The organism is Streptomyces sp. NPDC044719 (assembly GCF_056433405.1).
The window spans coordinates 254412-278746 of sequence record NZ_JBWKHE010000010.1; the positions used below are offsets into that span (position 1 = coordinate 254412).

The window sequence follows — 24335 nt, forward strand, 5'->3', positions numbered from 1 at the left end:
GATACCCCTAGGGTCGCACCATGAGTGACTGGATGGTTACGCAGAGCCCGGCTCGGGGTCACCGCCCGCGTGCGCTGTCGCCGCTCAGGGAGCATCTGCGGGACACGTTCTGGTTCGCTCCCACCCTGGCCATGGTGAGCGTCTTCGTGGTCTGGGCGGGGGCGCAGGCTCTCGACACGGTCATCGTCGAGGCGCTCCAGGAGGACGGCGACTACGAGACGCTCGACGAGCTGCTGCGGTTCGCGGAGGACGCGAAGGCCGTCGTGACCGCGGTCGGCTCGGCGATGATGACCTTCATCGGTGTGGTCTTCAGCATCTCGCTGGTGGCCGTGCAGATGGCGAGCGGGCAGTTCACCCCGCGCGTGGTGCGGCTCTTCGTGCGGAGCCGGATCACCAAGGCGACCTTCGCGGTGTTCCTGGCGACCTTCGTGCTGACCCTGCTGGTGCTGACCTCCTTCGACACCGCCGACGACCCCCGCGCCGTGACGTCGGTGCCGCTGGTGCAGTCGGTCCTCACGCTCTGCATGGTCGCGCTGAGCCTGTTCCTCTTCGTGCTGTACGTGAACACCACCCTGCGGCTGATGCGGATCAGCCACGTCATCGCGCGGATCGCCACGGAGTCCTTCCGGGTGGCCGCCTCGATGCCCGTGCCGGCGGGCGGACCCGACGGGCCCGAAGCGGACGGCGGGCCCGAAGCGGACGGCTGGCCCGAAGCCGCTCTCCCCGGCCCCGCGACCGCGTGGGTTCCGCACGAGGGCCGGGCGGGTGTGCTGCGGGACGTGCACATCGCGCGATTGGTGCGGGTGGCGCGCAAGCACGGGGTCGTGCTGCGGCTGATCCCCAGGATCGGGGACTTCGTGGTGCCCGGTACGCCCGTGCTGGCCGTCCACGGCGGGCCGGCCCCGCCGCGCGGGGCGCTGCGCTACACGGCCTCGGTCGGGGTGGAGCGGACGTACCACCAGGATCTCGGCTTCGGTCTGCGCCAGTTGGCCGACATCGCGCTGCGCGCCCTGTCGTCCGCGATCAACGATCCGACGACCGCCGTCCAGGCGCTGGACCGCATCATCCAGTTCCTGGCCTCGTTGAGTCGACGCCCACTGGACGCCGCACTGCACCGGGACCGGGCCGGTGCGGTGCGGCTGGTGCAGCCCGTGCCGGGGTGGACCGAGCTGGTGGATCTGGGGTTCACCGAGGTACGGGGGTGCGCCATCGGGAGCCCGCAGGTCTCACGGCGCATGCTGGCCGGACTGGACGACCTGCTCCTGCTCGTGCCGGCGGAACGGCGGGAGCCGCTGCTGCGCCACCGCGAACTGCTCCGCCAAGCGGTCGACCAGGCCGAAGCGTCCCCGTCGGACCGCGCGTTCGCCCTGCGCCCGGACCGGCAGGGCATCGGCTGAGTCCGCGGGGACTCTCCTCACGGCAGGAGCTGGTACTCCGGAAAGTTGCCGGGCAGCCGCTCCCCCGCCGGTCCCCGCGTCACCGCGCGTACCAGCAGTTCGCCGCCCACGAACGCGCCGCGCCAGGACGCGCCGAGCCCGCCGAAGAGCTCGTCCCGGTCGCCCCGGGAACGGGGCCGGCCGTGTCCGACCTTGAAGGCGCGGATGTGCGGGGCGAGTCGCTCGTAAGTGGCCCGGTCGTCGGTGGACAGTGTGGCCACGAGCGCGCCGTTCGAGGCGTTCATCGCGGCGATCAGCTCCGCCTCCGTGTCGACCAGGACGATGGTGTCGACCGGGCCGAACGGCTCCGCGTGGTGCAGCGGAGAGGACGCGGGCGGGTTGAGGAGCGTGACCGGCTGGACGTAGGCCGAGGTGTCCTGGCCGGGCAGGAAGCGGGCGTCGGCCGGGCTGCCGCGGTGCAGTGGCACGGCGCCGCGCTCGATCGCCTCGGCGACCTGGTCCTGTAGCTCCTTTGCCTTGGCCGCGTTGATCACCGGCCCGAAGTCCAGCTCGGCGTACGGGTCGTCAGGCTTCCCGACGGCGAGCGGGTGGCCGACCCTGACGTCGCGCACCGCCGGGAGGTACGCCGCCAGGAACGCGTCGAACAGGTGCCGCTGGACGACGAATCGCGGGTACGCCGTGCAGCGCTGCTTGCCGTAGTCGAAGAGCTTGGGGATCACGGCGGTGAGCGCGTCCCAGTCCGAGTAGTTCCAGATGCCCCAGGTGTTGAGTCCTTCCTGTTCGAGTACGTGTCGTTTGCCGAGGTCGGCGACGGCCGTGGCCACCGCGGCGCCGGTGTCGCGGCCGCCGACGAAGGAGACGCAGCCGATCTCGGGCGCCCGCACCAGCGCCTGGGAAAGCTCGCCTCCGCTGCCGCTGACGAGGGTCACGGGGATCCCCTCGCGCGCGGCGAGGGCACTGGCCAGGGTCAGGCAGGCGACACCGCCGTCGGTCGGGGTCTTGGCGATGACCGCGTTGCCTGCCAGTGCCTGTACCAGTAATGCGTGAACGAGCACGCTCATCGGGTAGTTCCAGCTGGCGATGTTGGACACCGGGCCCTCCAGCGGGGCCCGGCCGGCGACCATCGGTTCGATGCCGTCGACGTACCAGCGGACCCCGTCGATGGCCCGGTCCACATCTGCCTGGGCGAGCCGCCAGGGCTTGCCGATCTCCCAGACGAGCAGGAGCGCGAGCAGCCGGCGGTGTTCGGCGAGGGCGTCGAGCGTGGCGGCCACTCGGGCCCTGCGCTCCGGCAGGGGGATGTGCCGCCAGGCGCGGTGCTGATCGAGGGCCGCGCGCACGGCCTGACGGGCGGTGGAACCGTCCAGGCGCGGGGGGCCGGCGATGGGGCTGCCGTCGACCGGGCTGACGGCGGGCAGGACCCTGCCGTCAGCCTGCCAGGCGGAGTTCCAGAGGTTGAGGACCCGGTCGTCGCGGAAGGCCTCGGGCGCGACGGCGAGGCAGCGCCGCCACGCGTCGGGCCAGGACGTGCCGGGTTTGAGGGTGAGGGTGGGTGCCATGGGGTTGCTCCGCTCTCGGTGCACAGTCGGGGGCGGGGGGATCAGCCTGGAGGTGACGGCCAACGGCCTTCGAGGCGCGCCAGGACGAGCTTCGCTGTCTCGGTCGGTGTGCTTCCCACACTCACCCCGACCGCCTCCAGCGCCTCCTTCTTCGCCTGCGCGGTACCGGACGAGCCGGACACGATCGCGCCCGCGTGGCCCATGGTCTTGCCCTCGGGCGCGGTGAACCCGGCGATGTAGCCGACGACCGGCTTGGTGACGTGCTCGCGGACGTACGCCGCCGCGCGCTCTTCCGCGTCGCCGCCGATCTCGCCGATGAGGACGATCAGTTCGGTGTCGGGATCGTCCTGGAAGGCGGCGAGGCAGTCGATGTGTGTGGTGCCGACGACCGGGTCACCGCCGATGCCGACGCATGTGGAGAATCCGATGTCGCGCAGCTCGTACATGAGCTGGTACGTCAGCGTGCCCGACTTGGAGACGAGGCCGATACGGCCCGGCTTGGTGATGTCGGCCGGGATGATGCCCGCATTGGACTGGCCGGGGGTGATGAGGCCCGGGCAGTTGGGCCCGACGATGCGGGTGCCCTTCTGCTTGGCGTACGCGGTGAAGGCGACGGAGTCGTGGACGGGGATGCCCTCGGTGATGACGACCGCGAGGCCGATGCCCGCGTCGGCGGCTTCGACGACGGCCGCCTTGGCGAAGGCGGGCGGTACGAAGACGACGGTGACGTCCGCCCCGGTCGCGCGCATGCCGTCGGCGACCGAGCCGAAGACCGGCACGGCACGGTCGTCGAAGTCGACCGTGCGGCCCGCCTTGCGCGGGTTGACGCCGCCGACGACGTCGGTGCCTGCCGCGAGCATGCGCCGGGTGTGCTTCATGCCCTCGCCGCCGGTCATGCCCTGGACGAGGACCTTGCTCTCCTTGGTGAGGTAGATGGCCATGGCGTTCCCTCTCCTCAGGCGGCGGTGGCGAGTTCGGCGGCGCGGCGTGCGGCGCCGTCCATGGTGGTGACCTGCTGGACGAGCGGATGCGCGTGCTCGTCGAGGACGGCCCGGCCCCTGGCCGCGTTGTTGCCGTCGAGGCGCACGACGAGCGGCTTGGTCAGCCGGACGGTGTCCAGGGCCCGGACGATGCCGTCGGCGACGGCGTCGCAGGCGGTGATCCCGCCGAAGACATTGACGAAGACGGACTTCACGGCCGGGTCGGAGAGGATCAGCGACAGTCCGTCCGTCATGACCTGGGCGCTCGCTCCGCCGCCGATGTCGAGGAAGTTGGCGGGGCGGGCGCCGCAGCCCGCGACCACGTCCAGGGTCGACATGACGAGTCCGGCGCCGTTGCCGATGATGCCGACCTCGCCGTCGAGCTTGACGTAGTTGAGGCCCTTGGCGGCAGCGGCGGCCTCGAGTGCGTCGTCGTCAGCCCTGTCGTCCGCACCCCATCGCGCCTGCCGGAAGCGGGCGTTGCCGTCGAGGGTGACCTTGCCGTCGAGGGCGAGGATCTGTCCCTGCCGGGTGCGGACGAGCGGATTCACCTCCACGAGCAGGGCGTCCTCCCGGACCAGGACGTCCCAGAGACGTACGAGGACGTCGACCGTCTGCGGCGGCAGTCCGGCCGTCCGGGCGATCTCGCCCGCCTTCGCGGAGGTGACGCCCTCGGCGGGGTCGACGGGGATGCGGGCCACGGCCTCCGGACGACGGGCCGCCACCTCCTCTATCTCCATGCCGCCTTCCGCCGAGGCGATCGCGAGGAAGCGGCCGGCCGCGCGGTCGAGCACATAGGACACGTAGAACTCGGTCTCGATGTCGACGGGTTGCGCCAGCATCACCTTGCCGACCGTGTGGCCCTTGATGTCCATGCCGAGGATCTGACGGGCGGTGAGCTCGGCGGCGGCCGGGTCGGCGGCCGGCTTCACTCCGCCCGCCTTGCCGCGTCCTCCGGTCTTCACCTGGGCCTTGACCACGACCCGTCCGCCGAGGCGGCGTGCGATGTCACGCGCCTCCTTGGGCGAGTCGGTGATCTCGGCCCTCGGCACCAAGATGCCGTGTTCCTTGAAGAGTTCCCTTGCCTGGTGTTCGTACAGGTCCATTTTTCGGCTCCTGTCAAAAGTGCCGCACGCCCCCTGGACACCACCCATCGGATGCGGGATAACAAGCTTCATACAGTATTCGTCGACTGTATGCAATGTACCGCGAGCCGTTCCAACCCCCCTACGAAGGGACAGAACTTCGCCATGCCCGACGACACCCAGGACTTGATTTCCGGTGGTCATCTCGTAGCCAAGGCGCTGAAGGCCGAGGGGGTCGACCGCATCTACACGCTGTGCGGCGGCCACATCATCGACATCTACGACGGCTGCGTCGACGAGGGCATCGAAGTCGTCGACGTACGCCACGAGCAGGTCGCCGCCCATGCCGCCGACGGCTACGCCCGCATCACCGGCAAGCCCGGCTGCGCGGTGGTCACCGCGGGCCCGGGGACGACCGACGCCGTCACCGGTGTCGCCAACGCCTTCCGTGCCGAGTCCCCCATGCTGCTGATAGGCGGCCAGGGGGCCCTCACCCAGCACAAGATGGGGTCACTCCAGGACCTGCCGCACGTCGACATGATGAACCCCATCACCAAGTTCGCCGCGACCGTGCCCGACACGGCGCGCGCGGCCGACATGGTGTCCATGGCGTTCCGCGAGTGCTTCCACGGCGCGCCCGGGCCCTCCTTCCTGGAGATCCCGCGCGACGTACTGGACGCCAAGGTGCCCGCGGCCAAGGCACGCGTGCCCCAGTCAGGCGCCTACCGCGCCTCGACCCGCTCGGCGGGCGACCCCGAGGCGATCGAGAAGCTCGCCGACCTGCTGGTGCACGCCGAGAAGCCGGCCATCCTGCTCGGCAGCCAGGTGTGGACCACCCGGGGCACCGAGTCGGCCGTCGAGCTGGTGCGCACCCTGAACATCCCGGCATACATGAACGGCGCCGGCCGCGGCACCCTCCCGCCCGGCGACCCGCACCACTTCCAGCTATCCCGGCGGTACGCCTTCTCGAACGCCGACGTCATCGTCATCGTCGGCACGCCCTTCGACTTCCGCATGGGCTACGGCAAGCGGCTGTCGCCGGAGGCGACCGTCGTGCAGATCGACCTCGACTACCGCACGGTCGGCAAGAACCGCGACATCGACCTCGGCATCGTGGGCGATGCCGGGCTGGTGCTGAAGGCGGTCACCGAGGCGGCCTCCGGACGCGTCAACGGCGGTGCGTCGAAGCGCAAGGAGTGGCTGGACGAACTGCGGGCGGCCGAGCAGACCGCTCTGCAGAAGCGGCTGCCGAGCCTGAGGTCGGACGCCTCGCCCATCCATCCGTACCGTCTGGTCAGCGAGATCAACGACTTCCTCACCGAGGACTCGATCTACATCGGCGACGGCGGCGACATCGTCACCTTCTCCGGGCAGGTCGTGCAGCCCAAGTCGCCCGGGCACTGGATGGACCCGGGTCCCCTGGGCACGCTCGGCGTCGGCGTCCCCTTCGTGCTCGCGGCGAAGCAGGCACGGCCCGACAAGGAGGTCGTCGCGCTCTTCGGCGACGGCGCGTTCTCCCTCACCGGCTGGGACTTCGAGACGCTCGTCCGCTACGACCTCCCCTTCGTCGGCATCGTCGGCAACAACTCCTCCATGAACCAGATCCGCTACGGCCAGGCCGCCAAGTACGGCAAGGACCGCGACCGGGTCGGCAACACCCTCGGCGACGTCCACTACGACAAGTTCGCCCAGATGCTGGGCGGTTACGGCGAGGAGGTCCGCGACCCCGCCGACATCGGCCCGGCGCTGCGACGCGCCCGCGAGTCCGGCAAACCGTCGCTGATCAACGTCTGGGTCGACCCCGACGCGTACGCCCCCGGAACCATGAACCAGACCATGTACAAGTGAGGTGCCCCGATGACTGCTCCGTCCACCAAGGCCCTCGAAGGCATCCGCGTCCTGGACATGACCCACGTCCAGTCCGGGCCGTCGGCGACCCAGCTGCTCGCCTGGCTCGGCGCGGACGTCGTCAAGCTGGAGGCGCCGACCGGCGACATCACGCGCAAGCAGCTGCGTGATCTGCCGGACGTCGACTCCCTGTACTTCACGATGCTCAACTGCAACAAGCGGAGCATCACCCTCAACACCAAGACCGAACGCGGCAAGGAGATCCTCACCGAGCTGATCCGGCGCTCCGACGTCATGGTCGAGAACTTCGGACCGGGCGCGGTCGACCGGATGGGCTTCACCTGGGACCGCATCCAGGAGATCAATCCACGGATCGTCTATGCCTCCATCAAGGGGTTCGGCGAGGGCCCGTACACCAACTTCAAGGCGTACGAGGTCGTCGCGCAGGCCATGGGCGGGTCGATGTCGACCACCGGTTTCGAGGACGGGCCGCCGCTGGCGACGGGAGCCCAGATCGGGGACTCGGGGACCGGGGTGCACGCCGTGGCGGGGATTCTCGCGGCGCTGTACCAGCGGGAGAACACCGGGCGTGGCCAGCGGGTCAACGTGGCCATGCAGCATGCCGTCCTCAACCTCTGCCGGGTGAAGCTGAGGGATCAGCAGCGGCTGGCACATGGCCCGCTCCGTGAATATCCCAACGAGGACTTCGGCGACGAGGTTCCCAGGTCCGGAAACGCGTCCGGCGGCGGCCAGCCCGGCTGGGCGGTCAAGTGCGCGCCGGGCGGCCCGAACGACTACGTGTACGTCATCGTGCAGCCCGTCGGCTGGCAGCCGATCAGCGAGCTCATCGGCCGGCCCGAACTGGCCGACGACCCCGAGTGGGCGACGCCCGAGGCACGGCTGCCCAAGCTGAACAAGATGTTCCAGCTGATCGAGGAGTGGTCCTCGACGCTGCCCAAGTGGGAGGTGCTGGAGCGGCTCAACGCGCACAACATCCCGTGCGGGCCGATCCTGTCCACCCGGGAGATCATCGAGGACCGGTCGCTGGTCGCCAACGAGATGGTCGTCACCGTCCCGCACCCGCAGCGGGGCGAGTTCGTGACCGTGGGCAGCCCGCTCAAGCTGTCCGACTCCCCCGTCGAGGTGACCGGTTCACCGCTGCTCGGCGAGCACAACGAAGAGGTCTACGTCGGCGAACTCGGTCTCGGTGACGAGGAAGTGCGCCTGCTCAAGTCGAACGGAGTGATCTGACGTGATGGCAGAAGACCGCCTCCTGCGGGTGCGCGGCCTCCTCGACGCCGTGCGGGCCGAGGGGCGGACCGCACTCACCGCGCCCGAGGGCAAGGTGATCGCCGACGCGTACGGCATCGCCGTACCGGGCGAGGAGCTGGCGACCGACGTCGAGGAGGCCGTCGCGTACGCGGCGCGCTTCGGCGGACCCGTCGTGATGAAGATCGTCTCGCCGGACATCCTGCACAAGACCGACGCCGGCGGGGTCCTCGTCGGCGTCCAGGGCGCCGCCGACGTACGGGCCGCGTTCCACACCATCGTCGACAACGCGCGCGCCTACGACGCCGATGCCCGCATCGACGGGGTGCAGGTGCAGGAGTTGCTGCCGAAGGGGCAGGAGGTCATCGTCGGCGCGGTCACGGACCCGACCTTCGGGAAGGTGGTCGCGTTCGGGCTCGGCGGGGTGCTCGTCGAGGTCCTGAAGGACATCACCTTCCGGCTCGCCCCGGTGGACGCCGACGAGGCGCTGTCGATGCTGGACTCGATCCGCTCGGCGGAGATCCTGCGCGGGGTGCGCGGCCAGGCGGGTGTGGACCGGTGGGCCGTGGCCGAACAGATCCGCCGGGTGTCCGAACTCGTCGCGGACTTCCCGGAGATCGCCGAGGTGGACCTCAATCCGGTGATCGCGACCGCGGAGGGGGCCGTCGCGGCCGACATCCGGGTGATCCTCGCCGAGTCGCAGCCCCCGCCCCGCCGGCGGTACTCGAGGGACGAGATCCTCACGTCCATGCGCCGGCTGATGCAGCCGAGCTCGGTCGCCGTGATCGGTGCCTCCAACGAGCAGGGCAAGATCGGCAACTCGGTGATGCGCAACCTCGTCGACGGGGGCTTCGCCGGGGACATCCACCCGGTGAATCCCAAGGCCGATGACATTCTGGGCCGCAAGGCGTACAAGAGTGTCACGGACGTTCCCGGTGAGGTGGATGTGGCGGTCTTCGCGATCCCCGCCAAGTTCGTGGCCTCGGCCTTGGAGGAGGTGGGACGCAAGAAGATCCCGAACGCCGTGCTGATCCCCTCCGGGTTCGCCGAGACCGGCGAGCACGAACTCCAGGCGGAGATCGTGGAGATCGCCGAGCGGCACGGCGTGCGGCTGCTGGGTCCGAACATCTACGGCTACTACTCCACCTGGCAGGACCTCTGCGCCACGTTCTGCACGCCGTACGACGTCAAGGGCGGGGTCGCGCTGACCTCGCAGTCGGGCGGCATCGGGATGGCCATCCTGGGGTTCGCGCGCACCACCAAGACGGGCGTGTCGGCGATCGTCGGGCTCGGCAACAAGTCGGACCTGGACGAGGACGATCTGCTGACCTGGTTCGGTGAGGACCCCAACACCCGGTGCATCGCGATGCACCTGGAGGACCTCAAGGACGGGCGCGCCTTCGTGGAGGCCGCGCGGGCGACCGTGCCGAAGAAGCCGGTGGTCGTGCTGAAGGCGGGGCGTACGGCGGCGGGTGCGAAGGCGGCCGGTTCGCACACCGGTGCCCTGGCCGGAGACGACGCCGTGTACGACGACATCCTCAGGCAGGCCGGGGTCATCCGGGCGCCGGGGCTGAACGAGATGCTGGAGTACGCGCGCGCGTTGCCGGTGCTTCCCGCCCCCGAGGGCGACAACGTCGTGATCATCACGGGGGCCGGGGGCAGCGGCGTGCTGCTCTCGGACGCGGTGACGGACAACGGCCTGTCGCTGATGGAGATCCCGCCCGATCTGGACGAGGCGTTCCGGAAGTTCATCCCGCCCTTCGGGGCCGCGGGCAACCCGGTGGACATCACCGGGGGCGAGCCGCCCTCGACGTACGAGGCGACGATCAGGCTCGGTATGGAGGATCCGCGCATCCACGCGCTGGTCCTCGGCTACTGGCACACGATCGTCACTCCCCCGATGGTCTTCGCGGAGCTCACCGCGCGCGTGGTGGCCGAGTTCCGGGAGCGCGGCATCGAGAAGCCCGTCGTGGCGTCGCTGGCGGGTGACGTGGAGGTCGAGGAGGCCTGCCAGTACCTCTTCGAACGCGGCGTCGTGGCCTACCCGTACACGACCGAGAAGCCGGTGGCCGTACTCGGCGCCAAGTACCGCTGGGCGCGGGAGGCAGGGGTGCTGGGGGGCGGTACATGAGGTGAGGGAGCGGGGGCCGGCCGACGGTGCGCGTCGGCCGGCCCCGGGACCCGCACGCGCACGAAAGGCACGGGACAGGGGGCGCTGGCCAGTTCTTTCGACGCAAGGGGTGCAACCAACGTGACAACCACTGACGTTCCACGGGTCGCCACCTATCGCGAGGTGACCGACAAGAACGGACGCGTCTATCGCGTCGGCGAGTCCGACATCGACATCATGGGGCGCAAACGCAAGTGGATGGTGATCCTGCCCTGGATCGGCATGATGGGCATCTCCTCCGCCGAGTACGCGTTCGCGTCCGCCGAGGACACCCTGCACACGGCGCACAGCTGGAACAGCATGCACATCTTCTGGATGATGACCGTCTGGGTCTTCTTCCAGGCCGCGGTGGCCTTCCCCGCGGGCAAGCTGCGTGAGAGCGGAAAACTGCCGGCCCGCTGGGCGATGATGTGCGGCGCGACGGGCACCTTGCTCGGCTATCTGTCGCTGGCCTTCGCACCGCACGTCGTCTTCGCCTACATCGGCTTCAGCATGTTCAGCGGCATGGGCGCGGGCATGGTCTACGCCACCTGCGTCAACATGGTGGGCAAGTGGTATCCGGAGCGCAAGGGCGGCAAGACCGGCTTCGTCAACGGCGGTTTCGCCTACGGCTCGGTGCCCTTCGTCTTCCTCTTCAACGGCTACATGGACCTGACCAACTTCCGCTGGGTGCTGGTCTCGGTGGGCGTGTTCCTGGCCGGAATCGTGGCGTTCTCCGGCTTCTTCTTCAAGGACCCGCCGAAGAACTGGTGGCCGGCCGCGGTCGACCCGCTCAACCCGCCGAACGACCCGCGCGCGGCGCGCTCGCTGCGGATGAACCCGCCTGCGGTCCGCCAGTACTCCCCCAAGGAGGCGTGGAAGACCGGACGGGTGGCCCTGATGTGGTTCTGTCTGGCGTGCACCTCCGGCGTGAACATCTTCGGCATCGCCTTCCAGGTGGACATCGGCGAGGAGGCCGGATTCGCGGGCGGGATCGTGGCCACGGCCATGTCCCTGAAAGCGATCGTCAACGGTACGGGCCGCGGCGTCATCGGCTGGCTCTCCGACCTGTACGGCCGCAAGCGGTGCCTGCTCGTCGTGTGCGTCATCCTGGGTCTGTCGCAGTACGGCATCCTCTGGTCGGCGAACGCCGAGAATCTGCCGCTGTTCCTGGTCTTCTCCTCGATCTCCGGCTTCGGCGGCGGCGCGATCTTCCCGATGTTCGCCGCGCTCACCGCCGACTACTTCGGCGAGAACAACAACGCGTCCAACTACGGCATGGTCTACAGCGCCAAGCTCGTCTCCGGTCTGGGCGCGGGTATGGGTGCCGTGGTCGTGGGTGCCTGGGGACACTCCGGTGCCTTCATCCTGGCCGGCTCGATCTCGCTCTTCGCCGGCTGCGTGGCGGTGTTCCTCACCCCGCCGGGGCGCGACAAGGAAGAGAACCGCATCGTTCCCAATCCACAACCGCTCGGCGAGGACACGGCCTGATCGTGACGCGCCCGGACAGGGCTCGTGGGCTGACCGTCCCACGTGTGAGGAGGCCCCTCCCTGGTGTGGGAGGGGCCTCCTCATGCCGCTACGGCCCTCAGCACTTCTCCCTCAGGGAGTGCAGGTGCGCGCTGGAGCGGCGCGCGAAGGTGAAGGACTCGGCCGGGTTGTCGTGCTCGGCCTGCCAGTGGTGGGCCATGCGGTGGCCGCGCAGCCGGGTGACGGCGGAGATGAACCGCTGGTAGTCGATGTCGCCGTCGCCCACGTCGGTCATGGTGTAGCCGTACGGGTTCGACGGGTCGCTCTCGCCGTCCTTCACGTGGAACAGCGGGTAGCGGTCGGGCCGCTTGAGGACGTAGTCCAGCGGCTCGAACGGCGCGGGCTTGCCGTCGGGCCGCTTGGAGAAGCGGAACTGGCCGACGTACGCCCAGTAGATGTCCATCTCCAGGTACACGAGGTCCGGGTCGGTCTCCTTGAGCAGGACGTCGTAGAGGCGGACCTTGGGGTTGTCGGTGGCGAAGGCGAACTCCTCGGAGTGGTTGTGCTGGTAGAACTTCATGCCCCGGGCCTTCGCCGCCGCGCCGTAGGTGTTGAAGTCATCGGCCGCGCGCTTCCAGGCGTCGACGGTGGAGCCGTAGCGGAACGGGCCCGCGGCCGTGCCGATGTGCTTGAGGCCGAGGGCCTGGGCGTCGTCGAGGACCTTGGTGAGGTTCTGGGCGAAGGTGTAGGCGCCCGGGTCGTTGGAGTAGTAGCCGACGTGGCTGCCGATGGGGTTCAGGCCGTGGTTCCGTGCCAGCCGCTTGAGCTGGGCGAGCGTGATGGGGCCCGCGGAGCCCTGGGTGTAGCCGGCGAACTCGACCTCGTCGTAGCCGTACCTCTCCAGTTCGGCGAAGACCGGGCCGAAGCCGAGGGTGGAGACCTTGTCGCGCAGGCTGTAGAGCTGGATGCCGAGGCGGCCGGGCGGCAGCACGGGCCGGCCGCGGCCCTTGGCGCGGGACGCGGTGCCGGTGGCGGCCGTCGCGCTGCCCGTGGCACTCTGCGGGCTGCCGGTGGCGGCCGTCGCGGGGGCCGTGGCGCCGAGCAGGGCGGCGGCGGTGGCGCCGGCGGCCACGCCGAGCATGCCGCGTCTGCTGAGGCGGTGGGTGAGCTCGGGATCGGGCTGGGAGAAGCGGCTCATGCGTGGAACTCCTCGTGATCGCGGGGCGTTGTCAGTGGTGAGTGCTTCACTTGTGACCAGTCGGATACTGAGGGTGACGACCTCAGGTGAGACCGGCGAGTCGGAGCAGCAGTGACTTCACATCGGTGGCCGCGACGCGGTCGCCGACAGCACGGGGGGTGGAGCAGATGAGGAGCGGACCGTCGTCGTCGCTCGCCGGAAGGCGGCCGTGGCTGCCGCGAATAGGTGAGGGGTCCAGGGGCACGACCGCCATGCGGTAGCGCATGCCGAGTTTCTTGCGCGCCAGTGCGGTGGCCGCCTTGACCTTGACGTAGGGGTCGAGGGGATCCATGAAGAGTTCGACCGGGTCGTAGCCGGGTTTGCGGTGGATCTCGACCAGCTGCGCGAAGTCGGGCGCGCGGTCGTCGTCGAGCCAGTAGTAGTACGTGAACCAGGCGTCGGGTTCCGCCACGGCGACGAGTTCGCCCGCGCGCGGATGGTCGAGGTGATGGCTCTTCTTGCCCTCGTCGTCGAGGAGTTCGGCGATGCCGGGAAGTCCGTCGAGGGCGGCCCGGGTGGCGTCGAGGTCCTCGGGGCTGCGCACATAGACGTGGGCGATCTGGTGGTCGGCGACCGCGAAGGCACGGGACGCCATCGGGTCGAGGTACTCCATGCCGTCCTGGGTGTGCACGTCCAGCAGTCCGGCGCGGCGCAGGGCACGGTTGATGTCGACGGGCCGGCTGACGCGGGTGATGCCGTATTCGGACAGCGCGACGACCGTGCGGCCCTCGGCGCGGGCGTCGTCCAGGAGCGGGGCCAGGGCGGCGTCCAGGTCGGCGGCCGCCTTCAGGGAGCGCGGGTCGTCGGGGCCGAAGCGCTGCAGGTCGTAGTCGAGGTGAGGGAGGTAGCAGAGCGTCAGGTCGGGGTGCCGGGTGCGGATGATGTGGCGGGTCGCGTCGATGATCCACCGGCTGGAGACGAGGTCGGCTCCGGGGCCCCAGAAGTGGAAGAGGGGGAACGTGCCGAGTTTTTCGATGAGTTCGTCGTGCAGTGCGGGCGGCCGGGTGTAGCAGTCGGGTTCCTTGCGGCCGTCGGCGTAGTAGACCGGACGGGGGGTGACGGTGATGTCGGTGTCGGCGCCCATGGCGTACCACCAGCAGATGTTCGCGACGGTGTAGCCGGGGTGGGCGCGGCGGGCGGCGTCCCAGAGCTTGTCGCCGGCCACGAGCCCGTTGTGCTGGCGCCACAGGAGGACGTCGCCGAGTTCGCGGAAGTACCAGCCGTTGCCGACGATGCCGTGCTCCGAGGGCATGGTGCCGGTGAGGAAGGTGGACTGGGCGGCGCAGGTGACGGCGGGCAGGACGGTGCCCAGCGGGGCGCGGGAGCCGGACTGCCCGAGCGCCTTGAGGTGGGGCATGTGGTCGAGGAGACGGGGGGTGAGGCCCACGACGTCGAGGACGAGGAGGGGTGTGGGGCCTGCCGGGGCCGGGTGGGTGCCCGGGGCGGAAGGGTGGGTGCTCACGGCAGCTCCTTCAGGCCGAGATCCGTCAGCAGGTCGCGGGCGAGGGTGAGTTCGGCGGCGATGCCCTCGGCGAGCTGGGTGCGGCCCCGGGGGCGCAGTTCGGGCGGGAGGGCCTGCCAGGTGTAGGTCTCCACCTCCAGGTGGCGGGTGAGCGGGGCCGGGCCGCCGACGAGCCGGGTCAGTGCGCTCTTCAGGACCGGGAGTGTGGAGGTGAGGGGCGCGGCGGGGGGCGCGTGCAAGGGGACGTGGAAGTGGGCGCGCCAGGGTGCGCCGTCCGGCAGGGCGTGGCCGGCGAGGGCCTCGTCGAGGTCGTCGGTGGCGCGCAGCCCGGCGGCGGTGGCGGTACGGGTCTGGTGCAGGAAGCGGGGTTCGGCGAACGCGGCGAGGGCGTCGCGGACCTCGGGCAGATGGGGGTCTTCGGCGTGCAGGGCGGCCGAGAGCTGGGATTTGACGATGGGGACGCGGGCCTCGGTGAGGGCGTCCAGGGCGGTGTCCGGATCTTCGAAGGAGGTGGCGAGATGGCAGGTGTCGACGCAGATGCCGATGCGGTCGTGGCCGATCGCGGTGAGCGGGGCGATGGCGTCGCGGGTGGTCTCGACGACGCAGCCGGGTTCCGGTTCCAGGCCGACGCGGAGGGAGCGGCCGGTCAGTTCCTCGATGGCGTCGAGGCGTTCGGCGAGGGTGCGCAGAGCGGTGCGGGCGGTCTCCGCGCGCTCGTCGTCGTACGCGGTGCGCCAGGCGAGGGGCAGGGTCGAGATGGTGCCCTCGGTCACGTCGTCGGGGAGGAGCCCCGCGAGGAGGCGGGCCAGGGCGCTGGTGTGGTCGAGGCGTTCCGGGTCGGCCCAGTCCGGCTTGTAGACGCGGTACTTGACCTCCTCGGCGCCGAAGCCCTCATAGGGGAAGCCGTTGAGGGTGACGACCTCGAGGCCGCGCCGGTCGAGTTCGGTGCGCAGGCCGCGCAGCGCGGACGGGTCGGTGACGAGGGCGTGGGCGGCGTCCTTGGCGAGCCACAGCCCGATCCCGAGCCGGTCGCGGCCCAGGCGGCGGCGGACGGGCTCGCAGTGGTCGCGGAGCTGGGCGAGGACCCCGTCGAGGGTTTCGGCGGGGTGGACGTTGGTGCAGTAGGCGAGGTGGACTGTGGACCCGTCGGGGTGGCGGAAGCGCATGGTTCACGCCTCCGCGACGGGGACGCGGGCCGGCTCGTCGCCGTCGCCCGGGCCGGGATCCGGCTCGTGCGGGTCCTTCGGGGCGCCGCGCAGGATGGAGTTGCCCTCGTGGGTGGCGTCCGTGCCGGTGACGTCGAGGTTCAGGCGGCCGCTGAGCCCGTAGAAGGCAACCGGGTTGCGCCACAGCACCCGGTCGACGTCGTCCTCGGTGAAGCCCTCGGCCAGCATCAGGTCGCCGACCTTGCGGGTCTTGAGGGGATCGCTCCTCCCCCAGTCGGCGGCGGAGTTCACCAGGACCTGCTCGGGGCCGTAGGCGCGCAGGATCGCCACCATCCGTTCCTCGTCCATCTTGGTGTCCGGATAGACGGAGAAGCCCAGCCAGCAGCCGCTGTCCTTGGCCTCCTTGACGGTGGTCTCGTTGAGGTGGTCGACCAGGACACGCTCCGGAGGCAGGGCGGATTCCCGGACGGCGTCGAGAGTGCGGCGCAGACCGGCGAGCTTGTCGCGGTGCGGGGTGTGCACCAGGGCGGGCAGGCCGTGGTCGGCGGCGAGCTGGAGCTGCGTGGCGAGGGCGGTGTCCTCGGCGGGGGTCACGGAGTCGTAGCCGATCTCGCCGACGGCCACGACGTTGTCCTTGACGAGATACCGGGGCAGTTCGTCGAGGACCGGCAGGCAGCGCGGGTCGTTCGCCTCCTTGGGGTTGAGGGCGATCGTGCAGTGGTGGGCGATGCCGTACTGGGCGGCGCGGAAGGGCTCCCAGCCGAGCAGGGCGTCGAAGTAGTCGCGGAAGGAGGCGGGCGAGGTGCGGGGCTGGCCGAGCCAGAAGGAGGGCTCCACGAGGGCGCGGACGCCGGCCGCGTACATGGCCTCGTAGTCGTCGGTGGTCCGGGAGGTCATGTGGATGTGGGGGTCGAAGATGCGCATCAGGACTCCTTGCCGTGGGGGTGGTCCGTGCCGGGGGCCGGGGGCACTGACTCGGTCAGGTCCAGGACGCGGTACAGGTCCTCGGGGACGGTGCGGGCGGCGGCGGTGCGCTCGGCGGCGTAGTCGCCCAGCATGCGGGCGAGTTCGCCGTCGCCGTGGGCGCGCCGGGGCAGGTCGGCCACGTGCTCGACGGGGACGCCGGTGAACAGGCACTTCAGTACGGCGTGGCGCCAGTCGTGGGCCGCCAGATGCCGGGCGGCGTACGGGCCGACGGCGGCTGTGAGGAGCCGGGTGTCGTTGGCACGCAGGGCGTCCTCGACGAGAGGGAGGGCGCCGGGGCCGGACACGAGGTGGGGCAGGGCGTGCAGGACGGCGCGGCGTTCGTCGGCGGTGCCCTGGAAGTACACCCGGGTCAGGGCGTCGGTGCCGGCGCGGGCCGCGTGGAGGATGAGCACCCGGGCGGCGTCGGCGTGCGCGGCACCGCAGCGGCGGCCGGCTTCGGCGAGACGCAGTTCCCACGGGGAGATCGGCCCGTGGATGCCGGGGTGGGCGGCGGCCTCGTCGAGGGCGTGCTCGAGCCAGGACCGGGCGGCGGGCTCGAGCTGGGTGGTGAGGTGGTCCCGGAGATCGGCGGGCGAGGGGGTGAGGGCGGTGCCGGGACCGGGTTGGCCGGTGTGGGTGGTGCTCTCGGTTCTCGCTGCCGGTGTGGTGCGGGGCTGGGTCATGGGGTGCTGCTCCCTTCAGGGGTGGCGGAGGGAGCGCCGTGGGGTGGCGCGGCCTGCTGGAGGGCCGGAGCGGCGGACGGCGGCACGGTCGCCGCGACCTGCTCGGCGTGGCGGAGGTACGGCAGGGAGTGTGCGGCGAAGTGCGGGCCGGCGTGGGAATGGCGGGGCAGTTCGACGACGGTCAGGCCCTGGTATCCGGTGGCGGCGAGGGCCGCCAGGACCGGCGGGAAGTCGATCTCCCCCTCTCCGAAGGGGAGGTGCTCGTGGACGCCGCGCCGCATGTCCTCGATCTGGACGTGGCGCAGCCAGGGGGCGGCGGCGCGCACGCAGTCGGCGGGAGAAAGGGGTTCGAGGCACTGGCAGTGGCCGAGGTCGAGGGTGAGGCCGAGCGGCTCGGGATCGCCGAGCGTGCGGCGGAGGTGGTGGAAGTCGGCCAGGGTGGCGAGGAGGTGGCCCGGTTCGGGTTCGACGGCGAGCGGGACGCCGGCGGAGGCGGCGGCGTCCAGGACGGGCGTGAGGGTCTCGGCGAGACGCTTCCAGGCGGTGTCCGTGTCGGTGCCGTCCGGGAGGACGCCGCTGAAACAGTGGACCGCGTGGGCGCCGAGGTCGGCCGCGACCCGCACGGCACGGACGAGGAGGTCTGCCCGGCGCCCCCGGTCATCGGGGTCCGGGTCCAGCAGGGAGGGGCCGTGCTTGCGGCGCGGGTCGAGCACATAGCGGGCGCCCGTCTCCACCGTGACGCCCAGCCCGAGCTCGTCCAGCCGCCGCGCGACCCGTCGGGTGCGGGTGGCGAGGTCGGGGGCGAGCGGGTCGAGGTGCATGTGGTCGAGGGTCAGGCCGACGCCGTCGTAGCCGAGATCGGCGAGGAGACAGAGCGCGTCGTCGAGCCGGAGGTCGGCGAGACCGTTGGTGCCGTAGCCGAAGCGGAGGGGCTGGATGCGCTGGAGGGGCTCGAGAGAGGAGTTCTGCGGAGTCACGTCACACTCACCTTCTTCGCGAACCTCGCTCCCATCGGGGCCAGGGCCGCTATGAGGAGGGCCGTGGCCGTGCCTTTGGAGCGGGCGGCGAGGGTGGCCTGAAGGGGGATCGTGGCGCGGACGCCGGCGCCGACGGCTCGTTGGGTGAGCGGAGGTGAGGGGTTGAGCGTGGCGTGGAAGTAGGGGCGGGCGGTGGCCGCGGCGTAGGCGGCCGCGAGAGCGGTGGTGAGGTGCGCCGCGGGTTTTCGAGCGGGCACAGGTCCCGGAGGGCGAGTCGTTCGTGGCCCGAGGTGGTCAAGAGCTGGTGCCCGCCGGTGCTCTGGGGAGCGGTGTGTCACCACACGGGTCAGCAGGGCGGTCGTCGCGAGCGCCGCCAGAGGGGCCAGAGGCGATCCGCCCTGGGCTTCCTGGCGGGAGACCGTCGTGACGGCCAGGGTGTGGGTGCCGAGGAGGGCCGCCGAGGGGAGTGCCGGCCGGGTGCGGCCGGTCGTCGCGGCGGCTCCCAGGAGCAGGTCGAGTCCGCGCGCCGCGGCCATGGCCACGGGGCCCGCCGGTGTGTGCTTCAGGCCGAGGTCGTACGCCCAGACGGTCGCCGCGAGGGGTGCGGCGACGGCCAGGGCGGGGCGGCCGGCGCCGGCGGCCAGGGCCAGTCCGGCACCGGTGAGGGCACAGGCCGCCGTGAGCGCGGCGGCCGGGTGGACGCGGCCCGAGGGCAGGGGGCGGTGCGGGCGTTCGACGGCGTCGACGTCGCGGTCCGCACAGTCGTTGAGGGCCATGCCGGCCTCGTAGAGGCAGAGGGAGGAGCCGATGGCGAGCAAGGTGCGGGTGTTGGGCGTCGCGCCGGTCGCGGCCGTGCCGGCCAGGGCGTCGCCCGGGACGCTGAACAGGGCGGGCAGACGGAGAAGTTCGGCCCAGGCACGTGCGCGCTGTGACCGGCCGGAGCATGCGCAGGGGGCCGGGTCGGCGGCGCCGCCTCGAGGAGCGGCCGTGGCCGCGCCCTCGGAGCAGCCGCAAGAGCCTTCGCGCGGCGTCACAGCGCCTCCTCCGTCTCGTCGGGCAGTGCCACCGACCCGGCGCCCCGGTCCTCTTCACCGGCCCGCCCCAGGCTCCGTCCAAAGCGGAGCAGTTCCTCGTACTGCTCGGCAAGACCGGACGGTCCGTCCCCGACGGGGTCCTTGAAGTAGAAGCCGAGGGCGTGGAGCGGACCGGACAGCCCTGCCTCGTGGGCGCGGGCCGTGAGCCGGGCCAGGTCCAGCACCAGGGGTGCCGCGAGTGCCGAGTCGCAGCCCTGCCAGATGGTCTGGAGGATCATGCGGGTGCCGAGGAAGCCGTCGAAGGCGATGTGGTCCCAGGCGGTCTTCCAGTCGCCGAGGGCCGGGACGTCGTCGATGTGCACCTCGCCCTCGGGGACGGTGCCGAGGGTGTCGGCGAGGACACGTCCCTTGCCCGCGTTCTTCGCCGCGGCGGCGGCCGGGTCGGCGAGGGCGGCGCCGTCTCCGCCGCCGAGCAGGTTCGTGCCGGACCAGGCGCGGACCGTCAACGCCCGCTGCGCGAACATCGGGCCGAGCACGGCCCGCAGGAGGGTCTGCCCGGTCTTGCCGTCGCGGCCGGCGTACGGCAGGCCGCTCCGCTCGGACTCGAGGGCGGCGGCGGGGTGGTGCATGCCCTCGGACGGGGTGAAGTTGACGTAGGGGCAGCCGGCGCGCAGGGCCGCCAGCGCATACAGGGTGCTGGCGGGAAGCGGGGAGCCGGGACGGCCCTGGGACGCGGGTTCGGTGGAGGCGACGTTCACCACGACGGCCCGTTCCAGTGCGTGGCGGTGCACGAAGTCGCGTATGTCGTCGGCGAAGGCCGTGATCAGTTCGGACTCGCTCCTGGTGTCCCCCGGGGTGGGGCCACCGGGCCTGATCTCCCGGTCGGCGGCGTCCAGTTCGGCGGCGACGGCGCTGGCGACGCCCGGCGGGAGGACACCGCCGGCGGTCAGGGATTCGGCGCGTTTGGGCAGGGGGCAGTCGAGGGTGTCGTGGCCGCCGAAGACGAGATCGGACAGGGCGGGCAGGCCGCTGTCGGTGAACGCCGGGGCCTCGGTCACCATGCCGGTGGGCGGGTGCAGTCCCGCGGTGATGGCGGCGCACCCCGTGACGACGGTGGTGGCGACGGAGCCTCGGGCTCCGATCAGCCACACCCCCACACGCGGTCGGGAGAGGGACGCGGACATGGGCAGCCTCCTGGTCGTGCGCGAACCCGGGGAAGGGGAGACGGCGGGCGGGGGTCCGGCGTCCCCCGCCCGCCGCCGTTCAGTCGCCCTTGACGGGCAGTTCCTTCAACTGGATGTTGCGGAAGGAGACCTGGTCGTCGGCGCCATGGTTCTGGAGGCCGATGTAGCCGTCGGTCAGGCTCCGCTGGGGGTCGTTGTTGGTGAAGTCGTTGATCTTGACTCCGTTGAGGAACACCTGGAGGCGTTCGCCCTGAACCTTGATCTCGTAGGAGTTCCACTGGCCTGGCGGCCGCAGGACCTGGTCACGGGCCTTGATGTTCGCCGACTTGAAGGAGTAGACGGAGCCCGTGGTGCGCTCGGGCGCGTCCGTGGCGTCGATCTGGATCTCGTAGCCCTTGTTCACCGCGGACCAGGGGTCGTCGGAGGCCGGGAAGCCCACGAAGATCCCGGAGTTGTCGTCGCCCCGCATCTTCCAGTCGAGCTTGAGCGAGTACGACTTCAGCTCCTTGGCCTGGTACCAGAGCAGGCCCATGCCGCCCTCGGTCTCCATCACGCCGTCCTTGACGACGAACTTGCCGGGGCCGGCCTGCTTCCAGCCGTCCAGGGTCTGGCCGTTGAAGATCTTCCGGTAGCCCTTGCCCGGCTTGCAGTCCGCCTTGACCTGGCCGGTGGCGTATTGGAGGCCGCCGAGCAGGTGGGCCCGGAAGGCCTCCTCGGTGTAGGACTCCTTGGTGTGGCCGCCGCCGGTGTAGAAGGACCGGCCGCCGCCGTAGCTCTGGCACCAGGCGATCGGGTGGTCGCCCTTCATGTTCCCGCCCTGGTAGGTGGTCTCGTCGAGGGTGGCGAGGACCTTGGCCTGCTCACGCGGGTTGGTGCGGTAGTTGTACCACTCGTCGGTGCGCTCCCAGGCGTCGTCCAGGTGCCCGGTCGACGGGTGGTCGTGGTCCTCGACGCGGACGGTGGCCTTCTGGATGGCCGGGTGCGAGTCGAAGTAGGCGCCGACGAGTCCGCCGTAGAACTCCCAGTCGTACTCGGTGTCGGCGGCGGCGTGGATGCCCATGTAGCCACCGCCACCCGCGACGTAGTTCTCGAACGCCTTCTGCTGCTCGGCGTTCAGCACGTCACCGGTCGTGGAGAGGAACGCGACCGCGTCGTACTTGGCGAGGTTGGTGGTGGTGAACTGCTTGGCCTCCTCGGTCGCGTCGACCGTGATGCCGGCGGGGCCGCCGAGTTCCTTCAGGGCGGTGATGCCGGCCGGGATGGAGTCGTGGCGGAAGCCGGCGGTCTTGGAGAAGACCAGGACCCTCTTGCCGCCCTTGAACGGCTCCTTGGAGAACTCGAAGTCGTCCACGTCGTACAGCGCGCCCTCGCCGCCCTTGAAGACGAGGTAGATGTCCGTGGTCTTCTTCGGCAGCGACCGCAGGGGCACGTCGATGTTCTGGAAGGTCTCCCAGCCGCCGGTCGGCGGGATGTAGGCCGAGCCGTGCAGGGGGCCGTCGGGCGAGCCGGTGCGCAGTTCGATGAAGCCGCCCGCGCCGCCGGATGAGGCCCGCACGGTCATCTTCTTCTGCCCGTCGAACCGGTAGGGGGTGAAGGAGATCCAGTCGCCGTCGTCGATGTTGCCGACGGTCTTGCCGCCGTTGGCGCCGTTCTTGTCGATCACCGTCACGCCCGACTGGGTGGTGAAGTGCTCGCCCTGGCGGTGCAGCGGCTGGAGCACGGTGCGAGCGGTGCCGGTCAGCGTCTCCTGGCCGTTCGCCCCGCCGTCGGTGTAACTGGCGCCGACGACACCGTAGATGTTGGCGTTGGGGTCGTGGCCGCCGTCACCGGGGGGCGGCTTCAGGGTGCCCTCGCAGCCCATCTCGCTGGTCAGCTCGTGGGCGTGGGAGTCGTGGCCGAGGCTGTAGGTGACCTTGACCTTGGAGCAGTCGACGGTCTCCTCGGGGTCGGTGACGGTCACCTTGAACGGGACGGGCTTGCCGAATTCGGCGAGAGCGCCGTTGCCCGGGATGTCGATGCGCACCTTGGGTTCGGTGTTGCCGACCACGATCCGGGTGCTGGCGGTGCCGGTGTGGCCCTCGGCGTCCTTGGCGGTGAAGGTGGCGGTGTAGGTGCCGACCTTCTTGTACTTGTGGGTGGGGTTGAGGCCCTCGCCCTTGGTGCCGTCGCCGAAGTCCCAGCTGTAGGTGAGGTCCGGGGAGTCGGCGTCCTTCGCCGAGCCGGTGAACTTGACCTTCAGGCCGGCCGCTCCGGACGTCTTGTCGGCGCTGACCTCGGCGATCGGCGAGAAGCCGTCCTCGGCGTTCTCGATCCGGTACAGCGCGGAGTCCTTGTCGCCCTGGAACCAGGAGAGGCCGTAGTCGAGGACGTAGAGCGCGCCGTCGGGGCCGAACTCCATGTCCATGATCTGGGTGCCGGTCCACGGGAAGTCGTTGATCTTCGCGACGGAGCCGTCGGCGTTCTCCTCGATCCGCTTGATCCAGCGGCGGCCGAACTCACCGGCGAAGAAGTCACCGTCGTAGGCCTCGGGGAACTTCACCTTGGAGTCGAGGTTGGGGTCGTAGCGGTAGACCGGGCCGGCCATCGGGGACTCGGAGCCGCTGCCGAACTCGGGCAACGAATCGCCGTCGTACGGGATCCAGGCGGCCTGCGCGGGCGGCAGGTCGGTCAGGCCCGTGTTGTGGGGCGAGGTGTTCTTCGGGGCGGCGCAGTCGAACTTCTCGCCGGACTCCTTGGTGGCGAAGTCGTAGTCGACGTAGGCGTCGTTGTCGCCGGTGCAGAACGGCCAGCCGAAGTTGGCGGCCTTGGTGACCTTGGCGAACTCGACCTGTCCTCCCGGGCCGCGCTTCGGGTCGGCGGCGCCGGCGTCGGGGCCGTAGTCGCCGACGTAGACGGTGCCGGTCTTGTCGTCGACGCTCATCCGGAACGGGTTGCGGAAGCCCATCGCGTAGATCTCGGGACGGGTCTTCTCGGTGCCCGGGGCGAAGAGGTTGCCCGCCGGTACGGTGTACGAGCCGTCCTCGGCGACCTTGATCCGCAGGATCTTGCCGCGCAGGTCGTTGGTGTTGGCGGAGCTGCGGCGGGCGTCGAAGGCGGGGTTGCGGCCCTCGCGGTCGTCGATCGGCGTGTAGCCGTCGGAGGCGAAGGGGTTGGTGTCGTCGCCGGTCGACAGGTAGAGGTTGCCGTCCGCGTCGAAGTCGATGTCGCCGCCGACGTGGCAGCAGATGCCGCGGGAGGCCGCGACGTCGATGACCTTCTTCTCGCTGGCCGTGTTCAGCGTGCCGTTGGCGTTCAGGGTGAACCGGGAGAGCCGGTTGACGCCGTCGAACTTCTTGAACTCCTCGGCGGTGCCGGTCTCCGGGGCGTCGCCGGCGGGGGTGTCCAGCGGCGGGGCGTAGTAGAGGTAGATCGCCCGGTTGTTCTTGAAGTCCGGGTCGATGCCGACGCCCTGGAGGCCCTCCTCGTCGTGGCTGTAGACGGGGATCTTGCCGGCCACCTTGGTGACGCCGCCCTGGTCGGTGAGGCGCAGCGTGCCGTCGCGCGAGGTGTGCAGCACGCTGCGGTCCGGGAGGACGGCGAGCGACATCGGCTCGCCCGTCTCGGGTTCGCCCTTGGCGAGCGGCACCTGCTGGAACTGGCCCTCGGCGGCCGCCGGTTCGTCGTGCTCCGGGTGGCCGGGGTGGGCCCCGGCGACGGTGGCCGGGGTGCCCACGGCCAGGAGCAGGCCGGTGAACAGGGCTACGGTGGTGCGCAGCCCGGGATGTCCGGCGGTGCGGGTGCCTCTGAGTCTGGTTCTGTGCACGAAGTCCCTCCGGGAACGGGGTGGGCCGTACGGGATGGGTGCGTAGACGTGCGGTGCGGGCGCCGGG

Annotated in this window: 17 protein-coding genes; 5 read left to right on the plus strand and 12 right to left on the minus strand. The window is 70.8% G+C overall.

The window, feature by feature from the left end:
* Positions 1-20: 20 nt before the first annotated feature.
* Entirely contained in the window at positions 21-1397 is a 1377-nt protein-coding gene (locus AC07DF_RS35445) for a DUF2254 domain-containing protein (RefSeq protein ID WP_478980659.1), read from the plus strand.
* Between the two features lie 17 nt (positions 1398-1414).
* Here the strand turns inward: AC07DF_RS35445 and AC07DF_RS35450 are convergent, their stop codons facing one another.
* From AC07DF_RS35450 to sucC, 3 genes are read right to left on the minus strand one after another with little or no spacing between them, the layout of a single operon-like run.
* Complete coding sequence (locus tag AC07DF_RS35450; protein WP_478980661.1) at positions 1415-2956, minus strand: aldehyde dehydrogenase family protein; 1542 nt, start codon at positions 2954-2956, stop codon at positions 1415-1417.
* Positions 2957-2997: 41 nt separating this feature from the next.
* The gene (gene sucD, locus AC07DF_RS35455; protein WP_478980663.1) at positions 2998-3897 is read right to left on the minus strand and encodes a succinate--CoA ligase subunit alpha; all 900 of its coding nucleotides are present in this window, start codon (positions 3895-3897) and stop codon (positions 2998-3000) included.
* A 14-nt stretch (positions 3898-3911) separates the two neighbouring features.
* Positions 3912-5042 (minus strand): ADP-forming succinate--CoA ligase subunit beta, encoded by a 1131-nt coding sequence (sucC, locus tag AC07DF_RS35460; protein WP_478980665.1) that lies wholly within the window; start codon positions 5040-5042, stop codon positions 3912-3914.
* A gap of 144 nt (positions 5043-5186) precedes the next feature.
* Between sucC and AC07DF_RS35465 the strand changes: the two genes are divergently transcribed.
* The 4 genes from AC07DF_RS35465 (at position 5187) to AC07DF_RS35480 (ending at position 11778) form a co-directional block, all read left to right on the plus strand.
* On the plus strand, positions 5187-6869 hold the full coding sequence (locus AC07DF_RS35465; RefSeq protein ID WP_478980667.1) for a thiamine pyrophosphate-binding protein: 1683 nt from the start codon (positions 5187-5189) through the stop codon (positions 6867-6869).
* 9 nt (positions 6870-6878) lie between these two features.
* Positions 6879-8120, plus strand: coding sequence for a formyl-CoA transferase (frc, locus tag AC07DF_RS35470; protein ID WP_478980669.1), 1242 nt, complete (start codon positions 6879-6881; stop codon positions 8118-8120).
* Positions 8121-8124: 4 nt separating this feature from the next.
* The gene (locus tag AC07DF_RS35475) at positions 8125-10269 is read left to right on the plus strand and encodes an acetate--CoA ligase family protein (protein ID WP_478980671.1); all 2145 of its coding nucleotides are present in this window, start codon (positions 8125-8127) and stop codon (positions 10267-10269) included.
* A gap of 120 nt (positions 10270-10389) precedes the next feature.
* Positions 10390-11778 (plus strand): OFA family MFS transporter, encoded by a 1389-nt coding sequence (locus AC07DF_RS35480; protein ID WP_478980673.1) that lies wholly within the window; start codon positions 10390-10392, stop codon positions 11776-11778.
* 97 nt (positions 11779-11875) lie between these two features.
* Here AC07DF_RS35480 and AC07DF_RS35485 read toward each other — a convergent pair whose 3' ends face one another.
* The 9 genes from AC07DF_RS35485 to AC07DF_RS35525 all read right to left on the minus strand — a co-directional run bounded on the left by AC07DF_RS35485 (position 11876) and on the right by AC07DF_RS35525 (position 24268).
* Complete coding sequence (locus AC07DF_RS35485; protein ID WP_478980675.1) at positions 11876-12955, minus strand: sugar phosphate isomerase/epimerase family protein; 1080 nt, start codon at positions 12953-12955, stop codon at positions 11876-11878.
* An 82-nt stretch (positions 12956-13037) separates the two neighbouring features.
* Entirely contained in the window at positions 13038-14456 is a 1419-nt protein-coding gene (locus AC07DF_RS35490) for an alkaline phosphatase family protein (protein ID WP_478980677.1), read from the minus strand.
* Positions 14453-15622 (minus strand): metabolite traffic protein EboE, encoded by a 1170-nt coding sequence (gene eboE / locus AC07DF_RS35495; protein WP_478980679.1) that lies wholly within the window; start codon positions 15620-15622, stop codon positions 14453-14455. The genes AC07DF_RS35490 and eboE overlap by 4 nt, the downstream gene beginning before the upstream one ends.
* Positions 15623-15625: 3 nt before the next feature.
* Positions 15626-16546: a TatD family hydrolase gene (locus tag AC07DF_RS35500; protein WP_478980681.1), complete on the minus strand. Its 921-nt coding sequence runs from the start codon at positions 16544-16546 to the stop codon at positions 15626-15628.
* Complete coding sequence (locus AC07DF_RS35505) at positions 16546-17271, minus strand: EboA domain-containing protein (RefSeq protein ID WP_478980683.1); 726 nt, start codon at positions 17269-17271, stop codon at positions 16546-16548. Before AC07DF_RS35505 ends, AC07DF_RS35500 begins: the two co-directional genes overlap by 1 nt.
* On the minus strand, positions 17268-18248 hold the full coding sequence (locus AC07DF_RS35510; protein ID WP_478980685.1) for a sugar phosphate isomerase/epimerase family protein: 981 nt from the start codon (positions 18246-18248) through the stop codon (positions 17268-17270). The genes AC07DF_RS35505 and AC07DF_RS35510 overlap by 4 nt, the downstream gene beginning before the upstream one ends.
* Positions 18245-19282 carry an SCO3242 family prenyltransferase gene (locus AC07DF_RS35515; RefSeq protein WP_478980687.1) on the minus strand — a complete coding sequence of 346 codons (1038 nt, stop codon included), beginning with the start codon at positions 19280-19282 and terminating at the stop codon, positions 18245-18247. The genes AC07DF_RS35510 and AC07DF_RS35515 overlap by 4 nt, the downstream gene beginning before the upstream one ends.
* Positions 19279-20466, minus strand: a complete 1188-nt coding sequence (locus AC07DF_RS35520) for an inositol-3-phosphate synthase (RefSeq protein WP_478980689.1) — start codon at positions 20464-20466, stop codon at positions 19279-19281. The genes AC07DF_RS35515 and AC07DF_RS35520 overlap by 4 nt, the downstream gene beginning before the upstream one ends.
* A 79-nt stretch (positions 20467-20545) precedes the next feature.
* Entirely contained in the window at positions 20546-24268 is a 3723-nt protein-coding gene (locus AC07DF_RS35525; protein ID WP_478980691.1) for a ThuA domain-containing protein, read from the minus strand.
* Positions 24269-24335 lie beyond the last annotated feature (67 nt).

What these genes read in the sequence shown, in the direction of transcription:
- sucC (WP_478980665.1), bottom strand. Translation starts at nt 5,042, where the DNA reads ATGGACCTGTACGAACACCAGGCAAGGGAACTCTTCAAGGAACACGGC.
- AC07DF_RS35475 (WP_478980671.1), top strand. Translation starts at nt 8,125, where the DNA reads ATGGCAGAAGACCGCCTCCTGCGGGTGCGCGGCCTCCTCGACGCCGTG.
- AC07DF_RS35485 (WP_478980675.1), bottom strand. Translation starts at nt 12,955, where the DNA reads ATGAGCCGCTTCTCCCAGCCCGATCCCGAGCTCACCCACCGCCTCAGC.
- AC07DF_RS35465 (WP_478980667.1), top strand. Translation starts at nt 5,187, where the DNA reads ATGCCCGACGACACCCAGGACTTGATTTCCGGTGGTCATCTCGTAGCC.
- AC07DF_RS35450 (WP_478980661.1), bottom strand. Translation starts at nt 2,956, where the DNA reads ATGGCACCCACCCTCACCCTCAAACCCGGCACGTCCTGGCCCGACGCG.
- AC07DF_RS35505 (WP_478980683.1), bottom strand. Translation starts at nt 17,271, where the DNA reads ATGACCCAGCCCCGCACCACACCGGCAGCGAGAACCGAGAGCACCACC.
- sucD (WP_478980663.1), bottom strand. Translation starts at nt 3,897, where the DNA reads ATGGCCATCTACCTCACCAAGGAGAGCAAGGTCCTCGTCCAGGGCATG.
- AC07DF_RS35445 (WP_478980659.1), top strand. Translation starts at nt 21, where the DNA reads ATGAGTGACTGGATGGTTACGCAGAGCCCGGCTCGGGGTCACCGCCCG.
- AC07DF_RS35500 (WP_478980681.1), bottom strand. Translation starts at nt 16,546, where the DNA reads ATGCGCATCTTCGACCCCCACATCCACATGACCTCCCGGACCACCGAC.
- eboE (WP_478980679.1), bottom strand. Translation starts at nt 15,622, where the DNA reads ATGCGCTTCCGCCACCCCGACGGGTCCACAGTCCACCTCGCCTACTGC.
- frc (WP_478980669.1), top strand. Translation starts at nt 6,879, where the DNA reads ATGACTGCTCCGTCCACCAAGGCCCTCGAAGGCATCCGCGTCCTGGAC.
- AC07DF_RS35520 (WP_478980689.1), bottom strand. Translation starts at nt 20,466, where the DNA reads ATGTCCGCGTCCCTCTCCCGACCGCGTGTGGGGGTGTGGCTGATCGGA.